The following is a 26,650-nucleotide window of genomic DNA, read 5'->3' as shown; positions in this document are numbered from 1 at the left end:
ACTCCGAGGGTGCCTGCTGCGGGCAGCTTGTATCTCGAGCGGTTCGTCAGTTGCCGGTCCCATTTTACATCCAGGCACCTCGGCCGGTCCTGGTGGGAGCGGACCGGGACGCGTGATGCGACGACAGCCGGCCGGGACGGCAAACTAGGGTGAGCGCATGCCAGTTCCGCCGTACCTGCAAGAGATCACCCCCGACAACTTCGAGGCCGCGATCGGCCTGAGGGTCCGCCCCGACCAGGAACACCTGGTGGCACCCGTGGTGAAGTCGCTCGCCGAGGCCCATGTCCACCCCGGGGTCGCCTGGCCGCGTCTCATCTGCGCCGACGGCGAGGCCGTCGGGTTCCTCATGGCCTTCTTCCGCATCGACTGGACCGGCGACGGCACCGACTTCCGCTCCGGACTCTGGCGCCTCAACATCGCGGACGGACAGCAGGACCGGGGTTACGGACGCTTCGCGGTGGAGTCCGTGGCCGCCGAGATCCGGCGCCGGGGAGGCACGCGCCTGACCACCACCTGGCACCCCGGTGAGGACGGCCCGTCAGGCTTCTACGCGAACCTCGGGTTCAGGCCGACCGGAGAGACCAGCGGAGACCAGACGGTGGGCGTGCTGGAACTGGGCTGAGGGCCGCAGAATTGGGCCGGGTCCGTCCCGCACTCCTACGATGCCGGGCATGGCACGCTTCGAAGACCTTCGGCACTCCTTCTGGGACACCGGCAACGACCACGAGGTGCGGCCGGCTCTGACCGACCGGATGGTGGAGGAGGCCGAACGGCTGTTGAAGGTCACGCTCCCCGCGCCGCTCCTGGACCTGCTCCGGGTCCGGAACGGCGGCCAGGTCGACGACAGCCGGGCCGCCTTTCCCACGAGCCGGCCGACCTCGTGGAGCTCCGACCACGTCCCCTTCGACAGCTTGATGGGCCTGGGGCATCGCGAGCGGACGCTGTCCGTGCTCGACAGCCCGTACCTGGTCGAGGAGTGGGGCCTGCCCACGGCCGTGGTCCTGCTCTCGGGCGACGGGCACTACTGGATCGGGCTCGACTACCGGACGTGCGGCCCGCACGGAGAACCGTCCGTCACCTGGTTCGACGCGGACGACGGATCGGACCTGGCTCTCGCCCCGGACTTCCGCTCCTTCGCCGAAGGGCTCACCTCCGCCGACGCGTTCGAGGACGGAGAAGGCGAAGACGTGACCGGCTGACCCCGCGGGCACGGCCGTCCGCCGGACGTCCTCCGCGGGAGGGGATATCGTCGCGGGTGTGGTGGACCATGATGCTCTGCAGGTCGTCCGTGACGCCTACGACGCCGTCGCTTCCGAGTACGCGCGGCTGTTCCGGGACGAGTTGAGCCAGAGACCCCTGGACCGGGCGATGTTGGGTGTCTTCGCCGAGACCGTCGGGGCAGGTGGGGGCGGTCAGGTCGCCGACCTGGGGTGCGGGCCCGGTCATGTCACCGCCCATCTCGCCGGTTCGGGACTCGACGTGTTCGGTGTCGACGCCTCTTCCACGATGGTCGAGCTGGCCCGGCAGACCTTTCCGGACCTGCGGTTCGAGGTGGGCACGATGGCCGCGCTGGACATCGCCGACGGCGCGCTGAACGGCGCGCTCTCGCGCTGGTCCATCATCCACACCGCGCCGCACGAACTCCCCCGTCTGCTGGCGGAGTTCCATCGGGTGCTGGCGCCCGGAGGGCATCTCCTGATCGGTTTCTGGGGCAGCGACGACCCTTCCCGGCCGACGCAGGTCTTCGACCACGCGGTCACGCCGGCCCACCGTTGGTGGCCCGATCACCTTTCCGCGATGCTGCGCGGGGCCGGGCTGGACGAGGTGGCCCGGATGGTCCGTGAGCCCCAGCCCACCGACCGGCGGCAGTTCCAGGAGGTCCATCTGCTCGCCCGCAAGGCCGCTGTGCCGACCGTTGACTGACGGGGCATCAGTTCACGGTGACGCGGAACGGGTGTCCTGCCGGGCCGGTGAGGGTGCGGGCCTCGGTGCCGTGGGGCTGGTGATCCGGTTCACCCGTGCCCAGCTCCAGCGGCCTGGCCTCGGTCGTGTCGTCGAAGCTTCTCCGATCCGCGGCGCGGTCGACCGGGTCGCGGTGGGCACTCTCCGTGCCGGGTTCGCTTCCAACGGTGATCGCCTCTCCCCGTCATCGCCCCCGCTCGGTCCGCGGCGTCTCGCCCGCCGCCGTGGTGACGGCGCGGGGCGGGCGCGCGGTCGGCGGCGGTGTGGCCGGTTGCACATCCGGCACCGGAGCGGAAAACGGCTGACGCCGAAGAGCCGTTTTCTTGGCGCCTGTTGGGCCCGGGTGGGGCGCGGGGAACGGCCTCGCGCCCGTCCGGCCGCGGCCTGCAGGGCGCCCGGAGGGGTCGCGGACGCCCCGAGCTGGACGGAAGGGGGTCGTGGGGCCCGTACACTCGGCAACCGCCTCCGTTTCCGGCGCGAGGCCCCGACAGGAAGGACGCGTTGTCCGTGTTCCAGGAAGCCCCGATCTACCGCCAGCTCGTCGCCGAGCGCGGTGACATCCCCGCGCAGGTCCGAGGCGAGGCCGAGCGGATCAAGAGCGACCTGCAGCGGGTGATGCCGCCTCTCCGGACCTCGGCGCCCGCCGCGGCCGAGCCCGTCTGGTCCGGCGCCCCCGCCGGCCTGGCGCTCCCGCCCGGCGCGCAGCAGGGCTGACCGCCCGTATCCAGCCGGCCCCGTATCCGGCCGGTGCGGCCGTCCCGGAAGCCTCCGGCTTCCGGGATCAGGGCAAACCCGACCTTTTCCCCGTCGGTCCTCGCGTCTCTCCCGCCGGCTCTCGCGAGCCGGCGGCGGGGCCCGGTCCCCGGGTTCAGCGCACCGGGAAGCCGAACGTGTGGCCCTGCTCCTTGAGCCAGGGCAGGATCCGGCGCAGGGCCTCGACGGTCTGCGAGCGGTCGCCGCCCGCGTCGTGGAAGAGGAGCGTCGGGCCGTTCGGCGACTCCCGCTCGACGGTGGCGACGACGGCGTCCGTGCCCGGCCGCTCGAAGTCCTTGGAGTCCACGTTCCAGCCCAGCGGCCGCATGCCCCGGGAAGCGGCCAGCTTGCGGCTGTACGGGGTGAAGGCCCCGCCGGGCGCCCGGTAGTACATGGGCCGTACGCCCCCGGACGCCTTGGTGATCATGCGTTCGGCGTCGAGTATCTGCTGCGACTGGTACGCCTCGGACTTCTTGTCCATGGCGGTGTCGTGCGACACCGAGTGGTCGCACAGCCGGTGCCCTGCCGCGACCACCTTCTTGACCAGGTCCGGGTGGGCCTGCGCCTGCGTTCCCACCATGCAGAAGGTGGCCTTCACGCCGTACTCGCGCAGCACGTCCAGCACCTGAGGGGTCCACACGGGGTCGGGGCCGTCGTCGATGGTGATGTTGACGCCGTGCGCCCCCTTGTCCGAGGCGTGCGCGATGGTCACCGCCACCGGCTTGACGCGGTCCGCGTCGGCCGACGCGGACGGGCGCGGCGTCGAGGGGTGTACGGCACCGGCCTGCGCGGTCCACACCGAGGCCCCGGCGGCGAGCAGGGTCACCCCGAGTGCCGCCCCGGCCACCTTGCCGTACCAGCCCCGCTTGCTGCCGTGCCGTGCCATGTCCGCCCCGCTCTCCCGCAGTTCCCCGGTCGCCTCCCGACCATCTGGCAGGACGAGCGGCGGCGGCCGGAGGATCCCTCTGTTACAGATCACGGACAATTCCGAGAGGGAATGGGGACAACTCGGCGGGGAGCGGCGGGAAACGGGGACCGGCACCGACTCCGTGACGCCCCGCACCGACCGCTCGGACACCGGTCGGCCGGGTGATCCCCTGCCGGTGACAGGTCCTACCGTTGGCCCATGTCCGAACTGTCATCACGCGTCGAACTGCGCCCGCTCACGCTCTCCGACGAGGACGAGTTCTGCTCGCTCGTGCGGGCCAGCGCCGAACTGCACCTGCCCTGGATGCAACTGCCCTCGACCCCGGAGGAGTTCAGGGCCTGGATGCGCCGCTTCGACGACGGCGCCAATCTGGGCTTCCTGGTCCGCGTACGGGAGACCGGCGCCGCCGCCGGCATGGTCAACATCAACTCGCTGATCCGGGGCCGCTACCAGGGCGCGTCCCTCGGCTACGCGGCCTTCGCCCCGTCCGCGGGCCGGGGGTACATGACGGAGGGGCTCGCCGCCACGCTGCGGTACGCCTTCACCGAACTGCGGCTGCACCGGCTGGAGGCCAGCATCCAGCCGGGCAACGAACCGTCCCTGGCCCTGGCCCGGCGCCTGGGATTCCGCTACGAAGGGCTGTCGCCCGCCTACCTCTACATCGACGGGGCCTGGCGCGACCACGAACGCTGGTCCGTCACCGCGCCCGACCCCTGGCGGCCCGATCCCTCGCTCCCGGAGGTGTGAGCCGCACCGCACCGCTCGTGAGTACAACCTGTTTTTCCTTCAACTTGCGCGCCGGTAAAGGCAGTTGAGCTGCACGGTTTCCCTGCTACGGTGATCCGATGTCATTCGTCAAGCAGTTCCAGGTCACCTTCGACTGCAAGGAACCCGAGCGCGTCGCCCGCTTCTGGTGCGAGGTCCTCGGGTACGTCGTACCGCCGCCGCCGGCCGGGTTCGACACGTGGGACGCGTTCACGCTCTCGCAGCCGCCCGAGGCCCGGGGCGCTTGGTTCGCCTGCGTCGATCCGTCGGGCGTCGGCCCGCGACTGTACTTCCAGCGTGTCCCCGAAGGCAGGGTCGTCAAGAACCGGGTGCATCTCGACGTGCGGGTCGGCACCGGACTCGTGGGGGAGGAGCGCCTGGCCGCGCTCGAGGCCGAATGTGCGCGGCTGGTCGCGCTCGGCGCGGTCCACGTGCAGACGCTGTACGCCGATGACGAGAACGAGTCCTGCATCCCGATGCAGGACATCGAGGGCAACGAGTTCTGTCTCGACTGACAGGCCGCGTTCCGGACGGGTGCGGCGGGTGAGGCGGTCGGCGACGACGCCCCACCCACCGCCCGGCGGCCGTGGAGGACGGACCGTTACCGTGGTGTGATCATGGCCGTCCGGCGTTCGTACGGAGGGCCCGGGGCCGTCCGCGGGGCGCCGGCTCCGCGAGCGGCGGGCGGCGGCGGGTGCGATGACTCCCGGGCCCGGCAAGCGAGTTCGGGTCTCCGTCCCCGGCCGGGCGGAAGCGCCTCGCGCGAGCGGCCCGGGGCCTTCCTGCCGCCCGTACCGGCCCGAGCCCCGTGGATCAAGAGAAATTCCTGTTCACAGGGCTTTCGCAGAACCTTCACACTGCCCTATCTTCTCCATCCATGCTCCCAGCCGATGATCAGCGCGGCGGCCGTCGCCTTGCCCGCGTCGTGTCCCTCACCACCGTGGTCGTCCTCGCGGTCCTCTGCGCCGTCCTCGGCCATGTCGACGGGACCGGACTGTTCGCCCCGGAGAACTGGCTGGACGCGGGTTTCCTGCCCGGCAACGCGACCAGCCCGGCGTGGGCCACGGTGGTGTTCCTGCCCCTGCTGATCGGCGGCAGCACGGTGGCCGTCCACCGGGTGGTGCGTGCCGCGGCTCCCGGGGCGAAGGCGCGTTGGGTCTTCGGCGCCGTCTGGGCGAGCCTGATCCTCGTGGCGTTCGTGGCCAAACTGGCCTACAGCGTGCTGCTGCTGGCCGTCGCCGGACCGGCCGGACTGCACATCTTCCCGACAGCCGGGGCGCTGCTCGGCGAGTGCGGGCTCACCGGTGCGAAGTACGCCGTGTTCGGACCGCTGGTCGCGGGCGTCTCGGCGGCCGCGTACCGGATCGGCGCCTGGCGCCTGCGCCGCGAGGCGGGCGAGGGCGGTGAGCCGGGCGAGAGCGGCGAGATCGCCGCGGAGGTCTCGGGGACCGACATCAACGAGATCGCCGGGTTCGCGTGGCTGCCCGCCGGTGCCGCCGTGGCGCTCCACGCGGGCACCGGCATGTTCGCCTGGGCCGCCGGCCCGGTACCCGGCGGCCTCGGCGTGGCCACGCTGATCGCCGGCGTCGCCTCCGTGCTCGCCGGTATCGGGCTCTGGCGCCGGGTGGTGTCGCCCGGACTCGCCCACGCCGGTACCGGGGTGACCCTGTGGTCGCTCGCCACGACGCTCACCGCGGCGGGCGCCCTCGGGTTCGTGCCCCTGTGGCTGATCGACGCGGGCCTGAACGGATTCGGCGGGGCCCTGTTCCCGGTCGCGTCCGCGCTCACACGGGTCGCGGAGGGCGTGACCGCGGGCGTGTGCGCCGGCATCGTCTGCGTGCCCTGGATCGCGGAAATGGCGTGGAGGCGACGGCGGGAGCCCTCGGCCGAGCGCGGCGGCCTCGCCCGCGCCGTCCGCTGGGCGCCCCCGGTCGCGATCGCCGCGGTGCTGGCACTCGCCGCCGGCACCCTGGCACCGGGACCGGCGACGGAGGTCGCCTCCGTCGCCGCGCCCACACAGGCCGCCGGTGGCGACCGGGACGAGCTGCTGCCGCTGACCGTGCTGCGCCGCGAGGGACAGGACCCGGTGATCGGCGACAGCACGGGACGCCAGGTGCTGCTGCGCGGCGTGAACGTCAACCAGCTCATCGACTACGGACAGCCCGACCCGGCCAAGCCCACGGTGTGGCCGCTGAAGGACTCCGACTACGCGCTGATGGCGCGGTACGGGTTCGACGTCCAGCGGCTGGCCCTGTCCTGGTCGGCCCTGGAGCCGAAGCGGGGCGTGTTCGACGAGGGATATCTGGAGCGGGTGCGCACGGCCGTCCGGCAGGCCGCCGCCCACGGGATCCACACCGTCCTCGACATGCACCAGGACACGTTCTCGAAGTACGTCAGCGCCGCGCCGGGAACGCGGTGCCGCGCCAACGCGTCACCGGAGTTCGGCAACGACGGCGCCCCCGAGTGGGCGACCCGCACCGACGGAGCCAAGGCCTGCGGCTTCCTCGGCCGCGACCTCGCGCCCAATGTGCAGCAGGCGTTCACCAACCTTTACAACGACACCGACGGCATCGGTACCGAGTTCGCCCACGCGTGGGGCCGCCTCGCCAAGACCTTCGCGGACGACCCCGCCGTCGCCGGCTACGACCTGCTCAACGAGCCCGGCCCCGGCAACGCCCCGGGCGTGACGTCCTCGATCCTGCTCGGACGCCTCTACCAGCAGGCGATCACCTCGATCCGGGCCGCGGAGTCGAAGGTGCCCGGCAGCTTCCACCACCTGGTGTTCTTCGAGCCCTCGATCCTCTGGTCGGGCCTGGGCTTCGACACCACCCCGCCGGCCGGGTTCTCCGACGACCCCCTGCTCGTCTTCTCGCCCCACCTGTACAGCGAGTCGATCACCATGGACCAGGGCCTGGGCGTCACCCTGACCTCGATCGAGCAGGGCTACACCACCGCCGAGCGCACCGCCCGGGCGTACGGGGTCCCGCTGTGGTCGGGCGAGTGGGGATGGTTCGGGGAACCCGACGACTTCCACGCCCGGTTCGACCGCTTCCTGGAGCGGCAGAACAGCGACATGCTCGGATCGGCTATCTGGGTCTGGAAGAAGGCCTGCGGTGATCCGCAGAACGACCCCGCGGCCACCACCTCGGGCGGAGGCGTCGTGCTCCACACCTGCCCCGAGGGCAAGCCGCTGGCGAGCCCGGCCTTCGAGATCACGGCCCTGTCCCAGGCGTACCCGCGCAGCGCCCCCGGTCGCCTGAACTCCCTGAAGTCCTCCCTCACCGAGCGGGACCTGCGGCTGGCGGGCTCCGGGAAGGGCACCCTGGACGTGTGGGTCCCCGGCCCGGCCCGCCCGGAGGCCGAGGGCGGAGGCCTCACCGGCATCCGGCTGGAGCGGCGTCCCGGCGGCTGGCGGCTCACCGCGCACACCTCGGGCCGGTACACCCTGCGCGTGGCGTAGCGGCCGCCGTCGGCCCGGCCCGCCCCGAGGTGGGCCGGGTCCGGGCCGACGGCACCGGACACCGCGCGCGGAGGACGACACGGGTGCCGGGCGACCCGCGCGTCAACCCGTGCGTCGATCCGTGGTCCAGAGCCTGAGCTTCTCGGGATTGCGCACCACCCAGATGTTCTTGATCCGGTCGCCCACGACCTCGAACGCGAACACCGTCACGACGGTGCCGTCCTGCTGGGCCACCAGTCCCGGCCGGCCGTTGACGGTACGTTCCAGGAGCAGCGTGCCGACGGGCCTGCGGCGGGCGAGTTCGGCCCAGGCGTGCGCGATCCGCTCACCGCCCTCGATCGGGTGCGGGAAGGTCGGGGCGAGACCGCCGCCGTCGGCGGTCGCCGTGGCGTCGGGGTCGAGCAGACCGACGAGGGCCTCGATGTCCTTGGCCTCCCACGCCCTCTTGAAAGCGCCGACCACGTCGGTACGCCGGCCCGCCGCGGTCGCGGAAGGCCGCGCGGCCCGGACCCGGCGACGGGCAGAGGAGGCCAGCTGGCGGCACGCCCCCGGCGTACGGCCGACGATCTCGGCCACCTCGGCGAAGGAGTGGCAGAAGACGTCGTGCAGGACGAACGCGACGCGCTCGGCCGGGGTCATCGATTCGAGCAGCACCAGGAACGCCAGGCTGACCGACTCGTCCAGGGTGACCCGGTCCGCCGGGTCGACGGCCGCGCCCCCCTGCCGCCCGCCGATCCACTCCGCGCCCCCGGGCAGCGGCTCGGGGATCCACTCACCCACGTAGGTCTCCCGCCGGGCCCGCGCCGAGCCGAGCACGTTGAGGCAGACACGGCTCGCGACCGTCGTCAGCCAGGCACCGGGGGACTCGACGGCGTCCTGCTGCCGCCGGGACATGGCGTACCAGCGGGTGTACGTCTCCTGGACGGCGTCCTCGGCCTCGGTCAGGGAACCCAGCAGCCGGTAGGCGAGGTTGAGCAGATGACGCCGCTCGCTCATCACCGCGTCCAGGCTCGGATCGGGGCGGCCGTGCCCCGGGGCGGATCGGGTGGTCATGGTGCCGACAACTCCCTCGGTCGCATGTGTTCTCACCGGTACGACAGGACAGCGCACCGGAACGTGAGGCCGGAGCGCCGCCTCCCGGCCGGCCGGACCGGGGCCGCGCCTCACATTCCGCGGGGCTGTGCTGTCGGACAGGTGGGACCGGAACATCATCCAGCGGAGAGGAAGAGCGAGGACATCATGACTGCCTCGACACCGACGACACCGACGACAGCGACGACACCGTTCACCGCCCCGGCTACCGACGAGCGGCTGGAACGGGTGGCCGCCGCGCTGAAGGAGAGGAACTTCGACGTCGAGATCCTCGACGACGCCGCCGCGGCGCGGACCCGCGTCAAGGACCTGATCCCCGCGGGCAGCACGGTGTTCACCGCGGCCAGCGAGACCCTCCGCCTGTCCGGCATCGACGAGGACATCAACGGCAGCGGCCGCTACGACTCCGTCAAGGAACGCGGGCTGGCCATGGACCGCGCCACGCAGATGACGGAGATCCTGCGGATGCTCGCCTGCCCCGACGCCGTGGTGGGCAGCGTCTGCGCGGTCACCGAGACCGGCTCCCTCGTGGCCGCCTCGGCCAGCGGCAGCCAACTGCCCGCCTACGCGGGCGCCGCGCCCCGCGTGATCCTGGTGGTCGGGGCGCAGAAGGTGGTGCCCGACCTGGACACCGCGCTGCGCCGCGTCGACGAGCACTGCGTCCCGCTGGAGGACGAGCGCGCCAGGCAGGTCTACGGAGTGCCCAGCGCGCTCAACCGCCTCCTCGTCCTCAACGCGGAACCCCACCCGGGGCGCGCCACCGTCCTGCTGCTCCGTGAGGCGATCGGATTCTGAGGCGCCGGGAGCCGTCCGCGGTCACGTCGTGCTAGCCGCCCCCGGGACGCCGACGCGCCGCGCCCACTCCGCCGCCGGCGACCAGCGTCCGGCGCCGTCGGCGGAGCCCGCTCCATCGCCTCCGAGCGGCCTGAGGACGGCACCCGCGCCCTCGCGGGCGCCGCCGTTCCCGCCGGCCCCGACCGGCCGGTCCTCCCGGTCCGTGGGCTGGAATCCGACCGTGTAGGTCCGGGTGACCGAACCGTTCGCCGAGGTCACCCTGATGGTGCGGGTGGTGAACCGGGAACCGGCCGACGACAGGACCGGGCCGCCGCGGGTGACCTTCACCCGCGCACCGGGCCCGGCCGGTACGGCGGACACGGCGGGGATCCTCGTGTTCTTCGGCCAGTCGACGACGTAGGTGGAGACCTCCGGGCCGAACCCGTCGATCGGGACGCCCCCCACGGTGATCGCGGCGGCATCGGCGACACTCGCCCCGGTGGCGTCCGCGAAGTCCGTCACCGTGACCGACCCGTCGGCGTTCACGGTCACGTGCGCCGCCATCGCGGCCGCCAGGTTGATCCGCTGCCAGCCCGCCCCGCCGTCCGCGGTGAGGTCGAGCGGGTACCCGGAGTCCGTCGCGGTCTGCTCCAGGACCTGGGTGCGCTGCTCGGCGGTGAGGCCGGGGAAGGCCGTGATCAGCAGGGCCGCCGCGTCGGACGGCGTCCTGAGCGCCTGCCCGGGCTTCGCCACCCGGGAGAACCCGTAGGTGAGGCGCCGCGTGTACAGGTCGACGTCCTGCGCCGTGCTCAGGCCGGCGTAGGCGTCCCCCGCGCAGACGACGAGCGTGTCGCCGTACCCCTCCTTCTCGCACTGCGCGAGCAGCACGTTCTCGATCTCGGTGTGGGCCTGCGTCAGCAGTTCCCGGAAGCCGGGGTCCGCCCACCGGTGGGCCACGGTGGCCTGTCCGGTGATGCGTCCTCCCATGACGTCCAGCGGGTAGTGGAACCCGAGGACGACGCGGTTGTCCCCGTACTCCGAGGTGCGCGCGAGGATCGACGGCGCCAGCTCCGGCAGGAGCGTGGCGAGGACGGTCCCGGCCTCGTAGCCGCCGTAGGCGTGGCCGCTCGGGTACGAGCCGCTGGTCGCGAGGCCGCTGTAGGAACCGTCCTGCGACTCGTAGACGGCACCGCCGTCGCCGACGAACCCGAGCCGTACGTAGGGCCGCGGATAGCCGTAGTGGTTCTTCGCCGCGTCGACCTTGTCGAGGTTCTTCGTGACGCGGGAGAACAGGGCGCTGGTCCTGGGCAGTCGCCCCTCCTCGAGGGCGTCGCCGTAGATCCGGCCGAGCCGGGAGCCGAGGCCGTCGGCCAGGGTGACGGTGGCGCTGTTCGTGGCGTCCGCCTCGGCCCGGTCCACTTCCTCCTGCGTGGCCGCGTTGTTGATGCGCACGGCGATCCTGTCGTTCTCGGCGGTGGGCGAAGTGCCGTACGGCACCTTGGTGTCGGTGCCGAGAACATCGGTGCGCAGAGCGCCGACACCGCGGAGCAGACCGTCGAAGTAGTCGCTCCCGTCACTGGTCGCCGGCCAACTGTCCGAGGAGTAGGTCGCGTTCAGCACGTCGTCCGGGAAGGGGGACGACACGTACGCCGGGCCGGAGGCGTCCGCCGAGGCGGTCACGGCGGATTCCCGTGCCGGGACGGCCGGATTCCGCGGCTCGCCGCCGCCGGTCACCACGGGTGCCGTGGCGGCGCTCGGGTGCGAGGTGCCGACCGCGTTCACCGCCCGGACGCGCGCCGTGTACGACCGGCCGGTCCGCAGCCGGGTGAACGTCGTGCTCCGGCTGTCCGGGTCGTGGATCTCGACCCGGTGGCCGTCGTCGAGGGTGATCCCGTAGCCGGTGACAGGTGAGCCGCCGGTGTCCTTCGGCGCGGACCAGGCGACGGTCACGCTCGTGCCGGACGAGGTCGCCGACACGGCGTCGGGCGCGGTGGGCACCGTCCTGGGCCTGGTGGTCAGCGACGACACGGCGTGGTCGAGCGCTTCGTACCGTGCGGTGAGGGTCTCGTCGGTGGCCGAACCGTCCGCGACCGCGGTCCTCGCCTCGGCGAGCGCCGTGGTGAACGCCGTCCACGAGGCGTCCGTGTAGCGGTCGTCGTCGAGGCCGGACGCGGTCGCGACCAGGTCCTCCAGCCGCAGCCTCGGGAGGGGGACCAGCTGCTCGGCGGCGAGGGTGAGGCCGCGGGTCCGGGTGTGGGCCTCGGCCTGGGTGGCGTCGTCGGCGTCGACGAGGGCGCGCGCGGCGGTGAGTTCGCGCCGGTACACACCGAAGTCGACCGTGTCGTAGCGATCGGCGTGGTCGGACAGCCCCTCGTACCGGTCGATCGCCTTGCGCAGGGCGGACTTGTCGGTGGCGGCGGGCGTCTCGACGTGGTCGAAGGTGATCCGGCCCAGGTTGGCGACGTAGGGGTGCGAGGCGTCCGGGGTCGTCACCAGCCGGAGGTGGACGGCATGCGTTCCGGTGATCGCCTCGGGCAGCGTCAGGCCCGTCGTCCCTCCCGACGACCACGCGGCTCCCGTGACGGGCAGGGGTACGGTCGCGTACGGCGTGCCGGGGTCGCCGGGGTCGAAGGAGTCCAGGTAGAGCTGGACGGCGGAACCGGTGCCGCAGCGGGCGGAGTTGTTGACGTAGGTGATCGTGACGGTGTTCTTCGGGGAGCCGCCGAAGTCGATGTCCCCGTAGTCGAGCCAGGCTCCGTCGTACGTGCCGCCGAGGTCGGTGGTGGAACCCGCGCCGCTCCAGCCGGCCGGCTCGCTCTTGAGCCCGCCCCCACTGTGGGAGCGGAACGCGGTGGCGTCGAACGACACGGGTGAGCAAGCGTCCTGAGTCAGCGTCAGCGAATGGACGTTGGCCACGTAGGGCTGGGTGGACGACTGCGTGGAGGAGACGAACACGGCGTACACGTCCTGGACGCCGGCGAAGACGGCCGGATCGAGCCGCACGGACGTGGTGGCGACGGTTCCCCAGCCCGAACCGGTGTAATCGAGGGGGATGTCGGCCTTCTTCGGACCGTCCTTCGAGCCGAGGCGCAGTTCGATGCGCGAGTCCGACGCCGCGCGCGACCGGGGCTTGTCGTAGCGGACGGTGACGGTGTCGGCACCGGAGCGGAGGTCGATGCCCGTCCACCGGGCCCACGCGCCGTTCGTGGTGTTCTCGAAGACGCCCTTCGTGAGGTCGAGCGGGAGTGAACCCCCGCCGGTCGTGGTGCTGTCGGCGGCGGTCAGCGTGGCGAGCGTGGCCGTGGTGGACGAGGAGACCCCGTCCGGCGAGAACTGGTACCGGTCGAAGTTCGACACCCACGACTGGCCGGACGGGGCGTGGAAGACGAAGGTCGCGCTCGCCGCGTCCGACAGGGCGTCCGGATCGGTGACGGCCGCCCGCACCGTGCTGTAGTACTGCCAGCCGCCCGTCCCGGGGAGCTGGACGGTGGCGACGACGGGGCCGTCGGCGGTACCGGCGTGGATGTCGACGCTGCTCGGCCTCGCGGTCGTCGCCTGCGAGTTGGCGTAGCGGACCGAGACGCTCCGCGGGGCTACCCCGCCGAAGTCCAGCCTGCCGAACCGCTCCCACGACCCCTCGGTGACGCCGCCGAGGTCGCCGTCGGAGTAGTACGCCTCCTTCACCAGGCTCGGGCCCTCCATCTGGTCGGGGTCCTCCGCCTGCAGGACGGCGTAGCCGCCCTCGTCGATGGTGAGCGCGTCGGCGGCGGACCGCAGCGCGTCGTCCGCGGCCATGATCGTGCCCGTCACGGAGGCGGGGTCCGCCAGGACGGTCCGCGCGTGTTCGAGCGCCGACCGGAACACGGTCCACGAGCCGTCGGAGTAGTTGCCCTCGCGCACCAGCACGGCCTGGCCGACGAGTGCGCCGAGCGCCTCGCGGTGCACCGCGGCGACGGAGAGGACGAGCGGGTCGGTCGGGGATGTCCCGGTGCCGCGCACCGTCCCGGCCCCCACTCCGTGCGCGAAGGCCGCGTCATGGAAGGTGATGCCGAGACGCGCGTCGACCCGCGTGCTGCCGGTGAGCGACAGCGTCGCCGTACGCGAGCCGCTGACGCGCAGGTCCGCCGTGACACCGCCCGGCAGACCGGTCACGGTGGCCGCGCCGGTCCCGGTCAGGCTGGTTCCCCCGCGCGCGGCGAACGACGCCGGTCCGGTCAGGGTGAGTCGCACACGGCCGTCGACGGTGCCGTCCGCGGCGGCGGCGACGGTGCTCGGGCGGGCGGAGACGACGGTGCCGCCCCTGCCCGTCCCCGCTCCGCCCTCGCCCGCGTCGCCGGAGTCGGTGTTCAGCGAGTACGCGGGCCTCGTGCGGGCGCCCCACCGCGAGGGCTCGGAGCCCATGGTGAGGTCCAGGGTCCCGCCGGAGACGATCCGGGAGTAGTCGAGCCATGTGTCGTCGAACCGCGAGCCGTTGAGGGTCGCGCCCTGCACGTAATAGTCGTCCGGTGACACGCCGTCGGCCTTCACCGTGAACCGGGCGCCGTTGGCGTAGGTGATCGTCGTGGAGTCGAAGAACGGGCTGCCGATCTGGAACTGGCCGGAACCGGCGGTCACCGGGAACAGGCCCAGCGCCGCGCCGACGAACATGGTCGACATGGTGCCGGCGTCGTTGTCCATGGTCGGCAGGAAGCCCTTGGGGGAGAGCTTGTAGACCTGGGTCCTGACCGGCGGGCGGAACTCGCCGCCGGAGCTGGGGGCTTCGTTCGAGGAACCGGTGGCGATGTAGCGGTTCCAGGTCGTGCCGGTGTAGATGGCGCGCACCCACTTCTGCGTCAGGCTCGGCTCGCCGACGTAGTTGAAGAGGTACGGGGCCTGCAGGTCGATCTCGTTCGCGTTGGAGTGCAGCATGGTCGAGCCGTCGTCGGCGCCGGAGTCCTCGCCGAACATGTGCTCCACGGCGGCCCTGCCGGCCTTCGCGCCGCCCATGGCCTCGATGAGGCCGCCCATGTCGTACGCGTCGTACCAGTGGTACTGCCAGAGCGTGCCCTGGTAGAGGCCGGCCGCCTCGAACTTCTCGTGATCGGCGCTCTGCCAGTCGCCGTTCGCGGCGCGCGGGGTGAGCAGACCGACCTTCGTGCCGTCGGCCGCCGTCCAGGTGCCGGACTTCACGAGATGGTCGATCGCCATCGTCGCCTGGGTGCGCAGCCTCTTCGCGTCCTCGTCCTTGCCGAGCGCGGCGGCGACGACGGACAGCGCCCACTGGTCGTAGCCGCGCTGGACGGTCGTGCCGGGATCCCCGGTGATGTAGCCCTGCCGCAGCTGCGCCCCGGTGTAGTACCCGGAGTACGACATCAGCGCCGGGTACGCCTCGTCGAGCCGGTCGAAGTCCTTGTAGCCCTTCGACAGCGCGTCGGCGACCAGCACCGCCGAGCGCTCCCAGCGCACGGTCGGGACCGAGTGGGTGAGCTTGCCGAGGCTCTTGCCCGAGGCGTGCGCGTCGGCGAAGAGCTCGACGAGCGACTGCACCATGTCCCGGTAGCCGGCCGGGTCGATGTACGCCTCGACGGAGTACTTGCGGAAGTCGTCCCAGGTGGACCAGCCGTCGTAGTACGTGAAGCCGTTCGTCCTGTGCACCGCTCCGTCCGCGCCGCGGTACGTCCCGCTGGTGCTGGTGGCGTTCACCGGCAGCGCGTACATGCGGTACAGGTGCGTGTAGAACTCCTTGGTGAGCGTCGCCCCCGGATCGGACTTCTCGGAGGCGCGTACGTCGACGGCGCCGAGCGTGCGGTTCCAGTCGGCCTTCGTCCGTGCGCGCGCCTGGTCGAAGGTGAGCCCGCCCACCTCGTTCCGCTGGTCGGTCGCGGCCTGTTCCGCGCTGATCGGCGACAGCGTGATGCGCAGTTCGATGTCGTCCCCGGCGGCCTTGTCGAACCCGAGGACGACGCCGGTGTCGGTGCCGTCCTGCGCGGTGGCGTCGCTCAGCCTGCCGTCGCCGCCCCAACTCCGCAGGGAGGTCACGGGGACGTTGGTGGTGGCGTCGTAGTACAGCTGGTACGAGGCGCCGTTGAACGACCCCGCGACGAGCCCGGTGATCGAGGTGGTGCCGTCCGGGAGCGTCGTCGCCTTCAGGGTCGAGCGGGTGCGGCTGGTGAAGTTGTTCGCCAGGTCGAGGACGAGTTCGGGCTCGGCCCCGGAGGGGAAGCCGTACCGCTCCAGCGCCGTGCGCGTCGTCGCGGTCGTCTCGGCCTCGACGGTGCCGGGGTCCCGCGTCACCGACGACGCGGTTCCGGAGACCGCCCCGAGGCCCACCCGGTAGTAGCCGGGCGTCGCGGTCTCGTCGTCGTGCTTGTACGCGTGGGAGTACGTGCCGGGGGCGGGGCGCTTGTCGTAGCGGACGGAGGTCGGGACGACGAGCAGGTCGCCACCGCCTCCCGAGCCGCCGACCCCGTCGAGGTTCGTGGTGGTGAACCCGGCGATGTGGTTCACGTCGTAGTCGTACCCGGAGTGGTTGCGGCCTGGCGTGGTCATCGGGTTGACCTTGGCCAGACCGTGGGGCGCCTGGGCGCCCGGCAGGTCGTTGCCGTCGTCGCCGGCGGTCGACACGAACGGATCGACGAGTTTCGTGTAGTCCGTCCCGCCGGATGCCCCGCCGGATCCTGCGGACGTGGTCGGGGAAGGCGCCGCTGTGGCCGCACCGCTGCCGCCCGGCGCGACGAGGGCGAGGGCCCCGGCGAGCAGCGCGACGACCGTCGCGCGCAGTGGCCGGCACCGGCGGGCGGTCCTCGGACGGATCACGGGGGATAAGGAGGACCGGGATCTGATGGGCACGTAACCTCTCCACGTCGCTCGTACGCACGCACGGTCCGGCCCACCGGAAGACAACGTTGTCGGCCCGGTGCGCCAGGCGTGCAACCCAGGGTGAGTCGGAAGTGGACACACAGGATCGCACCCGCCGCGTTCACGACCGTCCGCAAGGGGACACGGTGAAGGCGTACGGCAGGCGAACGTCATGTGTAGTCCGGTGGAACCGCACGGGCACGGCTACGGGATCGGCGGACAACTCGCGCCGCACCAAGGGCTCTTGGGGCATGTCTTCCACGAGGCGCCCTCTTCGGGCGGCCGCTCGCCGGACCGGGGCGCCTCCGGGTCGGACCGGGAGGCGCCCCGGGGGCCGGGTCGGTCCCGTCGTGCTTCAGTCGTCCTCCTCAGCCCGTTTCCTCCGTGTCCTCGCCTTCGGCCTGCGAAGGAGTCGTTCGAGGAACATCGGTGTGGGTCTCTTCCGCGTCGTCGTCCGTGCGTTCGCCCTCTGCCTGGGACGGGGTCGGGAACTGATCGCTCATGATCGGCCTCGCTGACCGGTGTGTGTGGGGTCCGGTGTCGTGGTGTTCGCCGGAGCGCCGTGACGGCCCGGTGGAGAACCACTCGCACGAGCGCCTGGATGTGCCCGGCGCCGTGCGGACCGTCGTGCTCCTCCGGCACGGGTACCCACGGTCCACGGGTTCTCACGTCGTGGTCCCGCCCGGTCCCGCCGGCCCGACGGCGGCGCACGCCGTGTGTCGGTCGCGCGGATCGCGAAAAGCGTGGCCTGTGCCGCCCCGCGCGGTCATCGTGGCCGGATGCGCCGTCTCGTCGTCATCGGTCGACAGCCCCGCCCCCGGGGCGTCCCGTCGGTGCTCCTCGTCGACGCCTCCTCTCCGCGTCCCGGGGCGGCATCCCAGGCACTGGCCGTCTCCGCTGGTCGGAGGGGGTGGGACGGTCCCACCGTTGCACGTCGGGCGGTAGTCGTTGTGGTGGGTCCCGGGCGTCCCGGAAGCTCTGGGTGTCGCACCGGCCGGCGTATCCGGCAGGGGAGCCGGAAGCGGCCAGGGGCGACCACAGGGACCCGGAAGAAGAGGGAAGAACACATGAGCAGGAACATGCGCGCACACCGTCGTTCGGGCCGTCTGGCGGCCGTCGCCGCCGGCCTCGTCCTGGCCGCCGGGCTCGGTGTGTCGGCGCAAGGGTCGGCGCAGGCGGCCGTCCACGCGCCGGTGAAGGTGTCCGCCGCCGCTCCGGCGTCGGTCAGCGGCACGACCGGTCAGGCGGTGACCCGGGTCGCCGACTTCTACGGCGCCTACATCGACGCGAAGGGTGACTACGAGGACCCGGACGGCACGCTGGCCACGGCGCTCCGCCGGCACTACCTGACGTCCGACTTCGCCGAGCGGCTGGCGGCCTGGGAGGAGCAGAACGGGGTGGACGGGATCCTGCGCGCGCAGAACGTCCCGGCACGGTGGTCGGTGACCGACAACGGCCCCGTGGGCATGGGCCATGAGGTCGTCGTCACCCTGACCTTCGGCAGCGGGGAGACGACGCAGAAGACCAAGCTCTTCGTGCTGCTGGAGCGGTACGACCACATCGTCGACATCACCACCACGAGCAACGGCTGACGACGGAACCACTCCGCCCCGCTCCCGGACGTACGGGGCGAGCCGGGAGCGGGGCGGGGGACGGGCCGGCGCACCTCGGGTGCGTCGGCCCGCCTCGCCGTCGGCCCGCCTCGCCGTCGGCCCGCCTCGCCGTCGGCCCGCCTCGCCGTCGGCCCGCCTCGCCGTCGGCCGGCCCGCGCGGCTTCGGCCGGTGCCCACTCCCGGGAACCGCCCCGGCTTCGTGCTGCGTCCGCTCGGCGGACCGTCGGTCGGTCTCGCGCTCACCGGCGCTGACCGGGCCGTCTCGTGGGCGACGATGACGGCCCGGACACGCGTCAGACGGTGATGACGACCTTCGAGCGCGCGTGCTCCCCTTCGAGGTAACGGATGGCTTCGGGCGCCTCGCCCAAGGGGTAGGTGCGGTCGATGACGGGGACGAGCTTTCCCGATGCGGCGAGTTCCCCCAGCGTCGCCAGGTTCTCCTTGCTCGGTGTCGCGGTGAGGACGAACAGCCGGTGACGGGCGAAGCGTGACATCACCTGCCCCTTGAGGAGGAGGCCCATCGGCCCGACCGCACTCCCGCCCTCGAACACGCCCCCACCGGAGAGGACAAGCGTCCCGGTGGGTTTCAGCGCGCGGCGGAACCCGGTCAGCGAATGGTTTCCCACCAGGTCGAACACGAGGTCGTACCGCCGTCCGAGCCGGGTGAAGTCCTCCCGGGTGTAGTCGACGAGGTGGTCCGCGCCGAGCGACCGGACCAGGTCCGTGTTCCTCGTACTGCACACGCCGGTCACCTCCGCGCCGAACGCCTTGGCGATCTGTACGGCGAAGGTGCCCACCCCGCCCGACGCGCCGTTGATCAGCACCTCCTGGCCGGGCCGCACCTCTCCCAGGTCGCGCAGGCCCATCAGCGCGGTGTTGCCCGCCAGCGGCAACGCGGCCGCCTGCTCGAACGACAGTCCGGCCGGTTTCGGCCCCACCGCTCCGTCCGGGGCGCACACGAACTCGGCGAAAGCGGCGTCGGCCTCGCCGAACACCTCGTCGCCGGGACGGAACCGCTTCACGTTCCTGCCCACCGCTTCCACCAGGCCCGCGAAATCCGTGCCCCGGATCTTCGTCTTCGGGCCGCTCAGCCCGAGCCCCAGGCGCGCCAGGTACGGGTCGCCCCGCATGAGGTGCCAGTCGCGCGCGTTGACCGCGGCCGCGCGCACTCGGACGAGCACCCCGTCGTCGGCGACGACCGGCGCGTCGACCTCCCTGAGTTCCAGGACGTCCGGTGAGCCGTACCGGTCCTGGGCGATCGCCTTCATCGGTCCTCCGGTCCTCCGTGGCGAGCGAGTGCGGTGCGGAACGAGCCGGCTGAGCGGAAGTCCAGCACCCTCCACGAGGGTAGGCAAGGGACCGCGGCGCGGGTATCGGGGCGAATCCCTAGGTGACGCGTGGAACGCAGTGACGGTGTGGGCGACGCCCCGCACGGTGCCTTCGGGTTCCCGGGCGGGCGGTCAGCCGCCCTGGCCGGCGTTTCCCACCGGGCCGACCTTCACCGGGTCGCCGGAGCCGTCCGTGACGGGCAGGGTCGCGGCGCCCGGCCAGTCGAGGGTGACCGTCCTGGTCTCGTTCGGCGGGGTCACCAGCAGACCCGTGACGCGGACGCCGGAGCCACCCGTCTCGTTGAGCGGATAGTTGATGCCGAACGCCGTCGACTGCCCGTTCTTGAGGACGGCCCGGCCGGCCTTCTCCCCGGTGCGCTTCGCGGACAGCGTCCCCGCGCCGGTCTTCAGGTCGACGCCCGCGTACCCGGAGATCACGCAGTCCCGGCCGCTGCGGTTCCGCAGCTCCACCGTGACGGTGCCGCCGGGGTCACCGTCGATGGTGCCGTCCTTCGCCGTGATCTCCAGCCCGTCGGTGTGGCACCTTTCGGCCTTGCCGCTTCCGCCGGCCCCGGCACCGGCGTCCGTGCCCGCGCCGCCGGTGCCCTTTCCGGTTCCGGTGGCGTCCGTACCGCCGTCCTGGCCGGAACCGCCCGAGGCGGAACCGCCGCCCTGATCCGAACCCTTCGAACCCGAACCGCCGTCCGGGGACGACGCGGTGGACCCGGCGGACGGTGCGCCCTGTCCCGTGCCGTCGTCCCCGTTCTGGCAGGCGGTGAGCGAGAGACCTGCGGCGACGGCCAGGGCGGCGAAGGTGAGCTTGTGAACGCGCATCGTTTTACCTCGGTATCGGTCGGCAGTACGGGCTGCTCGGTACGAGCGGGCGTTTCCGACCCCCAAGACCCCTCGGCCCGGCACCCCGTTCCGCTCGACCGGACCGTAGTGCAGGGCTGTTACACACGCCGCCGGACGCGACATGTGCCGCCGGACACGACGCACGCCGCCGACGAGGCGCCGCCCCGGGAGACACGGGTCACCGTGCGTCGCGCAGCCGGAGGAGGTACGTCGCGGTCAGCGCGACGGCACGGTCCGTGTCCCGCGACAGTTCCACGAGCGCGTGTGACGCCCTCGTCCCCGGGATGCCCGCCAGCGCCTGGGTCAGCCGTCCGCGTGCGGGTGCCCGCGTGGTGGGGCGGGCGAGGAGGTCGAGGAGCCCGGCCGCGAGCCGGTCCGCCGTGGCGTCGTCGCCCGCCAGCACGCTCAGGGCGTCGGCCGCGTCGGTGTCGTTGCGCCCCTCCACGATCATGTCGATGAGCGTCGGGACCGCGTCGGCCACCCCTCGCGCGCCGAGTGCCAGAGCCGCGTGCCCGCGGACCACGGAGTCGGGGCTCGCCAGGGCGGCCCGCAGATGCGCGGTGGCCTCGGCGCCGGGCATCTCGGCGAGCGACCTGACGGCCCGTTCCCGTACCGCGGCCGTCGGTGAGCCCAAGCCCTTCGCGAGCAGCGCCGGGCCGCGGTCACCGGAGCGCGCCAGTGCCCAGCGAAGGGCCCCGGCGACGTTCGGCTCCGTCTCGCTCAATGCCGCCTCGACCAGGGCTTCCACCGGCACCGGAACCTCGCCTGCCGAGGAGAGCGCCGCGCGCTGGCGCGCGTCGGCGTTCTTCGAGGCCAACGCCTGCAGGAGCGCGACGACCTGGAGCACGTCCTCCCAGCCGGCCGGCTCCGCGGCCCGGATCCTGTCCAGCCGCGTGAGCAACTCGGTCTCCGCCGCGATGCGTTGACGTGTCTGGGTGATGAGGTCCGCCACGAGCGAGGAGGGCGTGAAGCCGGGGTCGTCGAGCGCGCGCCCGATCTCCCGCAACGACAGCCCCAGCGACCTCAGGCTCTCGATGTGGAAGATCCGCCGGATGTCGTCCTCGGAGTACTCCCGGTAGCCGGAGCCGGTGCGCCCCGAAGGGCGCACCAGGCCGAGCGACTCGTAATGCCGCAGCATGCGGGCACTGACACCGGACCGTCGTGCCACCTCACCGATCAACACGCCCTATCGTCCCTCCTGACCGGGCCCGTCGAGGACCGCGACGCGCTTCGCCTCCTCGATCGCGAGCTCGAATCCGGCGTCCGGGTCGCGCAGCAGCCGCTGCGTGGCGAGCGCGTGCGTCCGTACGCGCGGGTCGAGTGACGTCGTCGCGGCGAGCAGAACCGGCACGATCACCTCTCCCAGCGCGACCAGCGCCTGGCTGAGACTCAGCTGCGTCTCCCGCCCGCCGCGTCCGAGCAGCGTCACCAGCTCCGCGGCCAACACGGCCTCCTCGCCCGCGGGCACGAGCACGACCGCGGCCCGCCAGGCGCTCCGTGCGACCTCGTCCTCGCTGTCGGACAGCAGAGAGGACGTGATCGCCGGCCACGCCCGCCGGTCCCCGATCTTGGACAGCGTGTGCAGCGCCTGGCTCCGTGCCTGCGCGCGGTCCGAGCGGACTTCGCGGAGCAAGGCGGGAAGCGTCAGGGACACCGGGTGGCGGGTGAGTGCCCAGGTCAGCATGTCGCGGACGAAGAACTCGGGCTCGATCGCGCACCGGTGGACGAGACCGGCGACGAACCGCGGGTCGGGTGTCGTGCCGGCCGCCAGAGCGGCCCGGAGCCGCACCGACGAGCGGCCGTCCTCGAGCCCACGGAGAATGCGTACCGCATCCACATCCGCATCCACCTCAGTGTCCTGTCCCGTGACCGTCATCGAGACCACCTCCTCGGCGAGCAGTGAAGGCCTTGTCACCGTGTCAAGGTCAAGCGCCCCGCCCCGCACCCTGCCTGCCCGGCGCAGCGGTGTTCAGGCGCGTACGGGCCACCGGTCCGGTTCCCGGCCCAGCAGGCGCAGCGTCTCGTCGAGCGGCCCCGACCCGTCGGGCACGTCCAGCGCCGGGGCGAAGGCGTTCCCGGGGCCGCGGACGGCCGGATCGTCCGGTACCCGCCGGGCCGTGGCGAGCGCCGCGCCGAGGACGTCGGCGGAGAGGTCCAGGACCGTTCCCAGGGTCGCGGCGACGTCCCAGGCGTGGACCACGTAGTCGACGAAGTGGAAGCGGACGGCCTGCCGTCCGGGAAAACTTCCGCCCAGCTCGGGGAGCGCGAACTCCCGCTCCGTCACGCCGGGTTCGGCGAAGGCCGCGAGCACCGTCGCGGCGGCCGCCTCGTGGACGCGGGCCGGCTCGCCCATGTCCCGGGGTTCCCGCCAGTGCGCCGCCTCCCGTCCCGCTCCGCGTGCGGCCGCCGCGAAACCGAGGTGCTGTGCGGTCATGTGCGCCACGAGCCGTCGGAGGTCCCAGCCCGCGCACGGTGTGGCGCGGTCCCAGTCCGCGTTCTCCGCCAGCCCCACCACCCGCAGGGCCTCGTGCACGGCGATCCGGTCGAGTTCCACGACATCCGCTCCGGTGACAGTCATGGTCCGACCGTAAAACTGTGCGACCGGTCGTGCAATTTGTTTTCCGGCCAGGGATCCTCCGGGATCCGGGCGGGACGAGCCGGGGAATCACTCCCCTCGGGACCCGGGCGCCCCGTCCGCCGAGGCGTTCCGCAACCGGTCCGCGATGCCCACCCGGGCCCGGTCGTAGGCGGTCTCCTCGTCGTGCAGCACGGAGACGGCGTTGGCCGTCTCCATCAACGCCACGAGTTCGAAGGCGAGTTGGGGGACATCGGTGTCCGGACGCAACTCCCCGCCGGTGCGGGCCTCGTCGATCGCGCGCTCCATCAGGCCCGTCCAGGCCCGGTGGGCCGACACCACCGCGTCGTGCACCGGCCCGGACCGGGCGTCGAACTCGGCGATGACCCCGTAGAAGAAGCAGCCGCCCGGGAAGACCCGCCCGCGGGAGTACTCGAGCCACAGCTCGCACAGCCGCCGCACCCGTCCGACCCCCGCCGGGACCTGTTCCGCGGGCCGGATCACCCGCTCGGCGAAGATCCGTCCGGCTTCGCGCACGGTCGCGAGCTGGAGCTCCTGCTTGGACCCGAAGAGGGCGAACACCCCGCTCTTGCTGAGCCCCAGCTCGGTCGCGAGCCGTCCCGCGGACAGCGCTTCCAGCCCTTCGACCGACGCGATGTCGACCGTCCGGTCCAGCACCGACTGCCGGGTGCGGTTGCCCCGTTCGACCCGCCCGTCGAGCCGGGTCATCGCCGCGCTCCCCGGTGCGGCGCCGAACAACCGGCGACCGAGGCGCGGGAGCCCGGTGCGGTATTCGTGAACCCCGTGCCCCGCACCCACGACAACCCCCTGCCCGGGACCCGGGGCTTCGGCGCGTCCTCTGGGGACATGTGGCCTCGCGCGTCGGATCCGGGGAGCAGAGTGCTGCCACCGGGGAACATCGGATCGTCGCTCACGACAGACCACTCTAAGCCTCACGGAACGACTGACGGCATGGCGTGAAGTGAGCCCGTCGTCTCCCCGGCCGAAATCCCGGGCAATGGAGTGCGGACGGTTCGTATGATCGCCTGTGGGACGGGGTCCGTAGCGCAGTGGTCGTCGCGCCTTCACCTCATTTGACATCCTCCCCCTCTTGGAAGAGGGGGATTCCAGCCCGTGCGGGTTGGGGTTCACGGGTGGTCGAGCGGCTGGTGGCCGTTGTCACCCCTCCGGCACCGGCTGTTCGCCGGGAGCGGGGGATCCCGCCCTGTCCTGCCGCGACGTTGGCTGCTGCGTTGGTGTCGGCGTTGCAGGTGAAGCCGCAGGAGGAGCAGACGAACCCGGCTTGGCTCTTGCGCGAGTTCTTGTCGATCCTCTCCCACTGCCTCAAGGGCGTGGGAGGTGCCCCCAGCAGGCGCTGCAGCGCAGACTGGTGTAGGGGGCGGGGACGTCCTCGACCCGGCCCGGGGCCTTGTGCTCGGTGCGTCGCCGCAGCAGGCCCCAGCCCTGGGCGAGGATCGCCCGGTTCAGCCCGGCCTTCTGGGCAACCTTCTGGCCGGGTTCGGCCACGGTGCCCCTGGCCGAGCGGGTCATGCTCTTGATGTTCAGCTTCTCGAACCGCACCAGGTCGTAGCCGCGGGCGAGCATCGTGCTGGTCTTCTCGCACCAGTCCTTGCGCCGCTCCGCCTCACGGGCCTTGAATACGAGCGACCTTCGCGTACTCGGCGGCCTTGCGCTCGCTGCCCTTGGGTGCGCGGGCGGCCCGGCGCTGGTGCTTGCGGATCCGGGCATGTTCCCTGACGGTGAGCCGGGGACAGTTCAGTTTCCGGCCGTCGGAGAGGGCGGCAGTGACGGCCACGCCCCGGTCGATGCCGATGACCTCACCCGTGCCGGGCCCGTCGACCGGGGCGGGGACGACGGCGAAGGCGATGTGCCACCGGCCATTACGGAAGGTGACCCGGAACGTCTTCGCCTTGGGCAGTTCGGGCCAGGTGAGCCGGAAGCGGACCCAGCCGCAGCCGGGCACCTTCACCCGCGCCCACCGCCGGTTCAGCTTCTGCACCACAACCGAGCGGCCCGTGACCTGCTTTCCGGTCTTCGCGTTCAGCTTCGGCGAGCCGTCCGCCTCGAACTCCTCGACACGGTCGGTGCCGATCACGCGAAAGCCCTCGTGCACGTGCTTCCGGCGCCAGGTCGGCTCACCGAACCCGGAGGCGAACACGGCGTTCTTGGCCCTGGCGAAGTCCCTCAGCGCCTGCTGCTGCACATCCGCGTTCCCCGCACCCAGCCATGCGTTCTCACGCCGGGCCTCGGTGAGCTGACGGCACTGCTCGGCAAAACCCGGCGCCGCCCTACGACCCCGGTACCAGTGCGCGTGCTGCTCGACGGCCAGATTCCAGACGTACCGGGCGTGCGCACAGTGGTCGAGCATGACGCCCGCCTGCTCGCCCGTCGGATACATCCGAAACCGTGCCACGACCATCAACCTAGCCCGCACGTTCCCCAACCGCGCACACCATCGACCGACATCACCCGCGCGAGTGATCACCCCGGCCACCGATCACCAGTCAGCCACCGTCAAGTGCCCATCGTCGCCCCCGAGCTGCCGCACCTGCTCGAGGCCAGCCTCACCGCCATCCCTCCCGAGAAGCCGAACTGCCCTGGCGGTGATTCGGCTTTCCCCGCCCCGACCTGCGGGAGCGGGCATTCACCCCGGCCTCGAAGGACGCTCACCGAAGTCCCTTCCCTGCAGGGCCTGTTCACTGATCTCATGGCGGACCGGGGTCCGGACGCGCGCCGGGGCCGGGGCGTGCCGCAGCCGGCCGCCGCCCCGGCCCCGGGAAGCGGGGTGTTCAGGAACCGCCGCGTTCGCGCGGGATCTTCAGGCCCGCCTCGATCGCCACCGGCAGCCGGTTCTCCGCCGGGGGGAGCGGGCAGGTGGCCAGGTCCGTGTAGGCGCACGGCAGGTTGGCGGCTCGGTTGAAGTCCAGGACGACCGTCCCGTCGGCGGCGGGCGCGCCGACGTCCAGGGACCGGTTGGCGGCGTAGGTGGTGACCCCGGAGGTCGCGTCGGTGAACAGTACGGTCAGCCGGTCCCGGCCGTGCCCGGGGAACGCGGTCAGCGCCAGCGGGCGCCCGTCCAGCTCGAACTCGATCCTGCCGGGGGCCTCGTACACGTGCTCGAGACCTTCGACCGCGGCGCCCACGGTGGTGGGCCGCGGCTCGTCGAAGGGGACGTAGCGGCCCGTCACGGCCCAGCGGGGGTCGGGGGCGTAGGCGGGCGTTCCGGCGAAGGCCGTACGCAGCGGGGCGTCCGGGTGCCGGGGCCGCACGATGTCGTGACCGCCCCGCTTGGCGACCTCGATGACGGCGTCCTTCCAGACGGCGTCGACGCCACCGCGTTCGGGCAGGACGCCGAACCGGTGCTCACCGCGCACCGGCGTCCCGTCGACGGTCAGTTCCTCGCCCTCGTCGAGGGTGACGACGACCCCGTCGGGGCCGGTGCGCCAGGTACCGGGCGCGTCGGGGAAGCGCTGCGGCCGGTCGTCGAGCCAGTGCAGGCCGGTGATCGCCAGGAACCCGTGCGGGTGGGCGAGCCGGGCCTCCTGGGCGCGGTACCACTCCAGCCATCGCTCGGTGAAGGCGTGGAGGTCCGTCGAGGTCGCCTCGGTGGTCATGAATTCTCCTTCGGTGTACGAGGTCCGCTCCCGCACGGGGATGCCGTGACGCGGGAACGCGGGAACGGTGAAC

General features: G+C 72.4%; 22 protein-coding genes. 9 read left to right on the top strand and 13 right to left on the bottom strand.

Annotation, left to right across the window (positions count from 1 at the left end):
* Nucleotides 1-157: 157 nt before the first annotated feature.
* From ACICHK_RS03075 to ACICHK_RS03060, 4 genes are all read left to right on the top strand, one after another.
* Entirely contained in the window at nucleotides 158-622 is a 465-nt protein-coding gene (locus ACICHK_RS03075; RefSeq protein WP_406835549.1) for a GNAT family N-acetyltransferase, read from the top strand.
* A gap of 49 nt (nucleotides 623-671) precedes the next feature.
* Nucleotides 672-1,199 carry an SMI1/KNR4 family protein gene (locus ACICHK_RS03070; protein WP_406835548.1) on the top strand — a complete coding sequence of 176 codons (528 nt, stop codon included), beginning with the start codon at nucleotides 672-674 and terminating at the stop codon, nucleotides 1,197-1,199.
* Between the two features lie 58 nt (nucleotides 1,200-1,257).
* Complete coding sequence (locus ACICHK_RS03065; protein ID WP_406835547.1) at nucleotides 1,258-1,923, top strand: class I SAM-dependent methyltransferase; 666 nt, start codon at nucleotides 1,258-1,260, stop codon at nucleotides 1,921-1,923.
* Between the two features lie 546 nt (nucleotides 1,924-2,469).
* On the top strand, nucleotides 2,470-2,676 hold the full coding sequence (locus ACICHK_RS03060; RefSeq protein ID WP_406835546.1) for a hypothetical protein: 207 nt from the start codon (nucleotides 2,470-2,472) through the stop codon (nucleotides 2,674-2,676).
* A 154-nt stretch (nucleotides 2,677-2,830) separates the two neighbouring features.
* On the opposite strand, the gene ACICHK_RS03055 is transcribed toward ACICHK_RS03060, so the two are convergent.
* Nucleotides 2,831-3,601: a polysaccharide deacetylase family protein gene (locus tag ACICHK_RS03055; RefSeq protein WP_406841151.1), complete on the bottom strand. Its 771-nt coding sequence runs from the start codon at nucleotides 3,599-3,601 to the stop codon at nucleotides 2,831-2,833.
* Nucleotides 3,602-3,841: 240 nt separating this feature from the next.
* On the opposite strand from ACICHK_RS03055, the gene ACICHK_RS03050 reads away from it, so the two are divergent.
* The 3 genes from ACICHK_RS03050 to ACICHK_RS03040 all read left to right on the top strand — a co-directional run bounded on the left by ACICHK_RS03050 (nucleotide 3,842) and on the right by ACICHK_RS03040 (nucleotide 7,868).
* Entirely contained in the window at nucleotides 3,842-4,390 is a 549-nt protein-coding gene (locus tag ACICHK_RS03050; RefSeq protein ID WP_406835545.1) for a GNAT family N-acetyltransferase, read from the top strand.
* A 98-nt stretch (nucleotides 4,391-4,488) separates the two neighbouring features.
* Nucleotides 4,489-4,923, top strand: coding sequence for a VOC family protein (locus tag ACICHK_RS03045; RefSeq protein ID WP_406835544.1), 435 nt, complete (start codon nucleotides 4,489-4,491; stop codon nucleotides 4,921-4,923).
* Nucleotides 4,924-5,285: 362 nt separating this feature from the next.
* Nucleotides 5,286-7,868: a cellulase family glycosylhydrolase gene (locus tag ACICHK_RS03040; RefSeq protein WP_406835543.1), complete on the top strand. Its 2,583-nt coding sequence runs from the start codon at nucleotides 5,286-5,288 to the stop codon at nucleotides 7,866-7,868.
* Between the two features lie 102 nt (nucleotides 7,869-7,970).
* Here the strand turns inward: ACICHK_RS03040 and sigJ are convergent, their stop codons facing one another.
* On the bottom strand, nucleotides 7,971-8,921 hold the full coding sequence (gene sigJ / locus ACICHK_RS03035; protein WP_406835542.1) for an RNA polymerase sigma factor SigJ: 951 nt from the start codon (nucleotides 8,919-8,921) through the stop codon (nucleotides 7,971-7,973).
* Between the two features lie 186 nt (nucleotides 8,922-9,107).
* Here sigJ and ACICHK_RS03030 point away from each other — a divergent pair, with 186 nt between their 5' ends.
* Nucleotides 9,108-9,755 (top strand): LUD domain-containing protein, encoded by a 648-nt coding sequence (locus ACICHK_RS03030; RefSeq protein WP_406835541.1) that lies wholly within the window; start codon nucleotides 9,108-9,110, stop codon nucleotides 9,753-9,755.
* A gap of 21 nt (nucleotides 9,756-9,776) precedes the next feature.
* Here the strand turns inward: ACICHK_RS03030 and ACICHK_RS03025 are convergent, their stop codons facing one another.
* A complete protein-coding gene (locus ACICHK_RS03025) occupies nucleotides 9,777-16,529 on the bottom strand; it encodes a glycoside hydrolase domain-containing protein (RefSeq protein WP_406835540.1) in 6,753 nt (2,250 codons plus the stop codon).
* A gap of 1,109 nt (nucleotides 16,530-17,638) precedes the next feature.
* Between ACICHK_RS03025 and ACICHK_RS03020 the strand changes: the two genes are divergently transcribed.
* Nucleotides 17,639-18,163: a hypothetical protein gene (locus tag ACICHK_RS03020; RefSeq protein ID WP_406835539.1), complete on the top strand. Its 525-nt coding sequence runs from the start codon at nucleotides 17,639-17,641 to the stop codon at nucleotides 18,161-18,163.
* Between the two features lie 314 nt (nucleotides 18,164-18,477).
* On the opposite strand, the gene ACICHK_RS03015 is transcribed toward ACICHK_RS03020, so the two are convergent.
* The 10 genes from ACICHK_RS03015 to ACICHK_RS02970 form a co-directional block, all read right to left on the bottom strand.
* A complete protein-coding gene (locus ACICHK_RS03015; RefSeq protein WP_406835538.1) occupies nucleotides 18,478-19,452 on the bottom strand; it encodes an NAD(P)-dependent alcohol dehydrogenase in 975 nt (324 codons plus the stop codon).
* Between the two features lie 192 nt (nucleotides 19,453-19,644).
* Nucleotides 19,645-20,346, bottom strand: a complete 702-nt coding sequence (locus tag ACICHK_RS03010; protein WP_406835537.1) for a DUF4232 domain-containing protein — start codon at nucleotides 20,344-20,346, stop codon at nucleotides 19,645-19,647.
* A gap of 199 nt (nucleotides 20,347-20,545) precedes the next feature.
* A complete protein-coding gene (locus ACICHK_RS03005) occupies nucleotides 20,546-21,550 on the bottom strand; it encodes a MerR family transcriptional regulator (protein ID WP_406835536.1) in 1,005 nt (334 codons plus the stop codon).
* Between the two features lie 3 nt (nucleotides 21,551-21,553).
* Entirely contained in the window at nucleotides 21,554-22,243 is a 690-nt protein-coding gene (locus tag ACICHK_RS03000) for a HEAT repeat domain-containing protein (protein WP_406841150.1), read from the bottom strand.
* Between the two features lie 93 nt (nucleotides 22,244-22,336).
* Nucleotides 22,337-22,945: a TIGR03086 family metal-binding protein gene (locus ACICHK_RS02995; RefSeq protein ID WP_406835535.1), complete on the bottom strand. Its 609-nt coding sequence runs from the start codon at nucleotides 22,943-22,945 to the stop codon at nucleotides 22,337-22,339.
* A gap of 87 nt (nucleotides 22,946-23,032) precedes the next feature.
* Nucleotides 23,033-23,671, bottom strand: a complete 639-nt coding sequence (locus tag ACICHK_RS02990; protein ID WP_406835534.1) for a TetR/AcrR family transcriptional regulator — start codon at nucleotides 23,669-23,671, stop codon at nucleotides 23,033-23,035.
* A 361-nt stretch (nucleotides 23,672-24,032) separates the two neighbouring features.
* Nucleotides 24,033-24,290: a zinc ribbon domain-containing protein gene (locus ACICHK_RS02985; RefSeq protein ID WP_406835533.1), complete on the bottom strand. Its 258-nt coding sequence runs from the start codon at nucleotides 24,288-24,290 to the stop codon at nucleotides 24,033-24,035.
* Nucleotides 24,287-24,547 (bottom strand): hypothetical protein, encoded by a 261-nt coding sequence (locus tag ACICHK_RS02980; RefSeq protein ID WP_406835532.1) that lies wholly within the window; start codon nucleotides 24,545-24,547, stop codon nucleotides 24,287-24,289. The genes ACICHK_RS02985 and ACICHK_RS02980 overlap by 4 nt, the downstream gene beginning before the upstream one ends.
* A 40-nt stretch (nucleotides 24,548-24,587) precedes the next feature.
* Nucleotides 24,588-25,376, bottom strand: a complete 789-nt coding sequence (locus ACICHK_RS02975; protein WP_406835531.1) for an RNA-guided endonuclease InsQ/TnpB family protein — start codon at nucleotides 25,374-25,376, stop codon at nucleotides 24,588-24,590.
* Between the two features lie 376 nt (nucleotides 25,377-25,752).
* Nucleotides 25,753-26,577 carry a DUF1684 domain-containing protein gene (locus ACICHK_RS02970; protein WP_406835530.1) on the bottom strand — a complete coding sequence of 275 codons (825 nt, stop codon included), beginning with the start codon at nucleotides 26,575-26,577 and terminating at the stop codon, nucleotides 25,753-25,755.
* Between the last annotated feature and the right edge of the window lie 73 nt (nucleotides 26,578-26,650).

This window comes from Streptomyces sp. AHU1, from assembly GCF_045343905.1.
Classification (GTDB): Bacteria; Actinomycetota; Actinomycetes; order Streptomycetales; family Streptomycetaceae; genus Streptomyces; species Streptomyces triticiradicis.
This window is presented reverse-complemented; position numbering and strand designations above follow the sequence as displayed.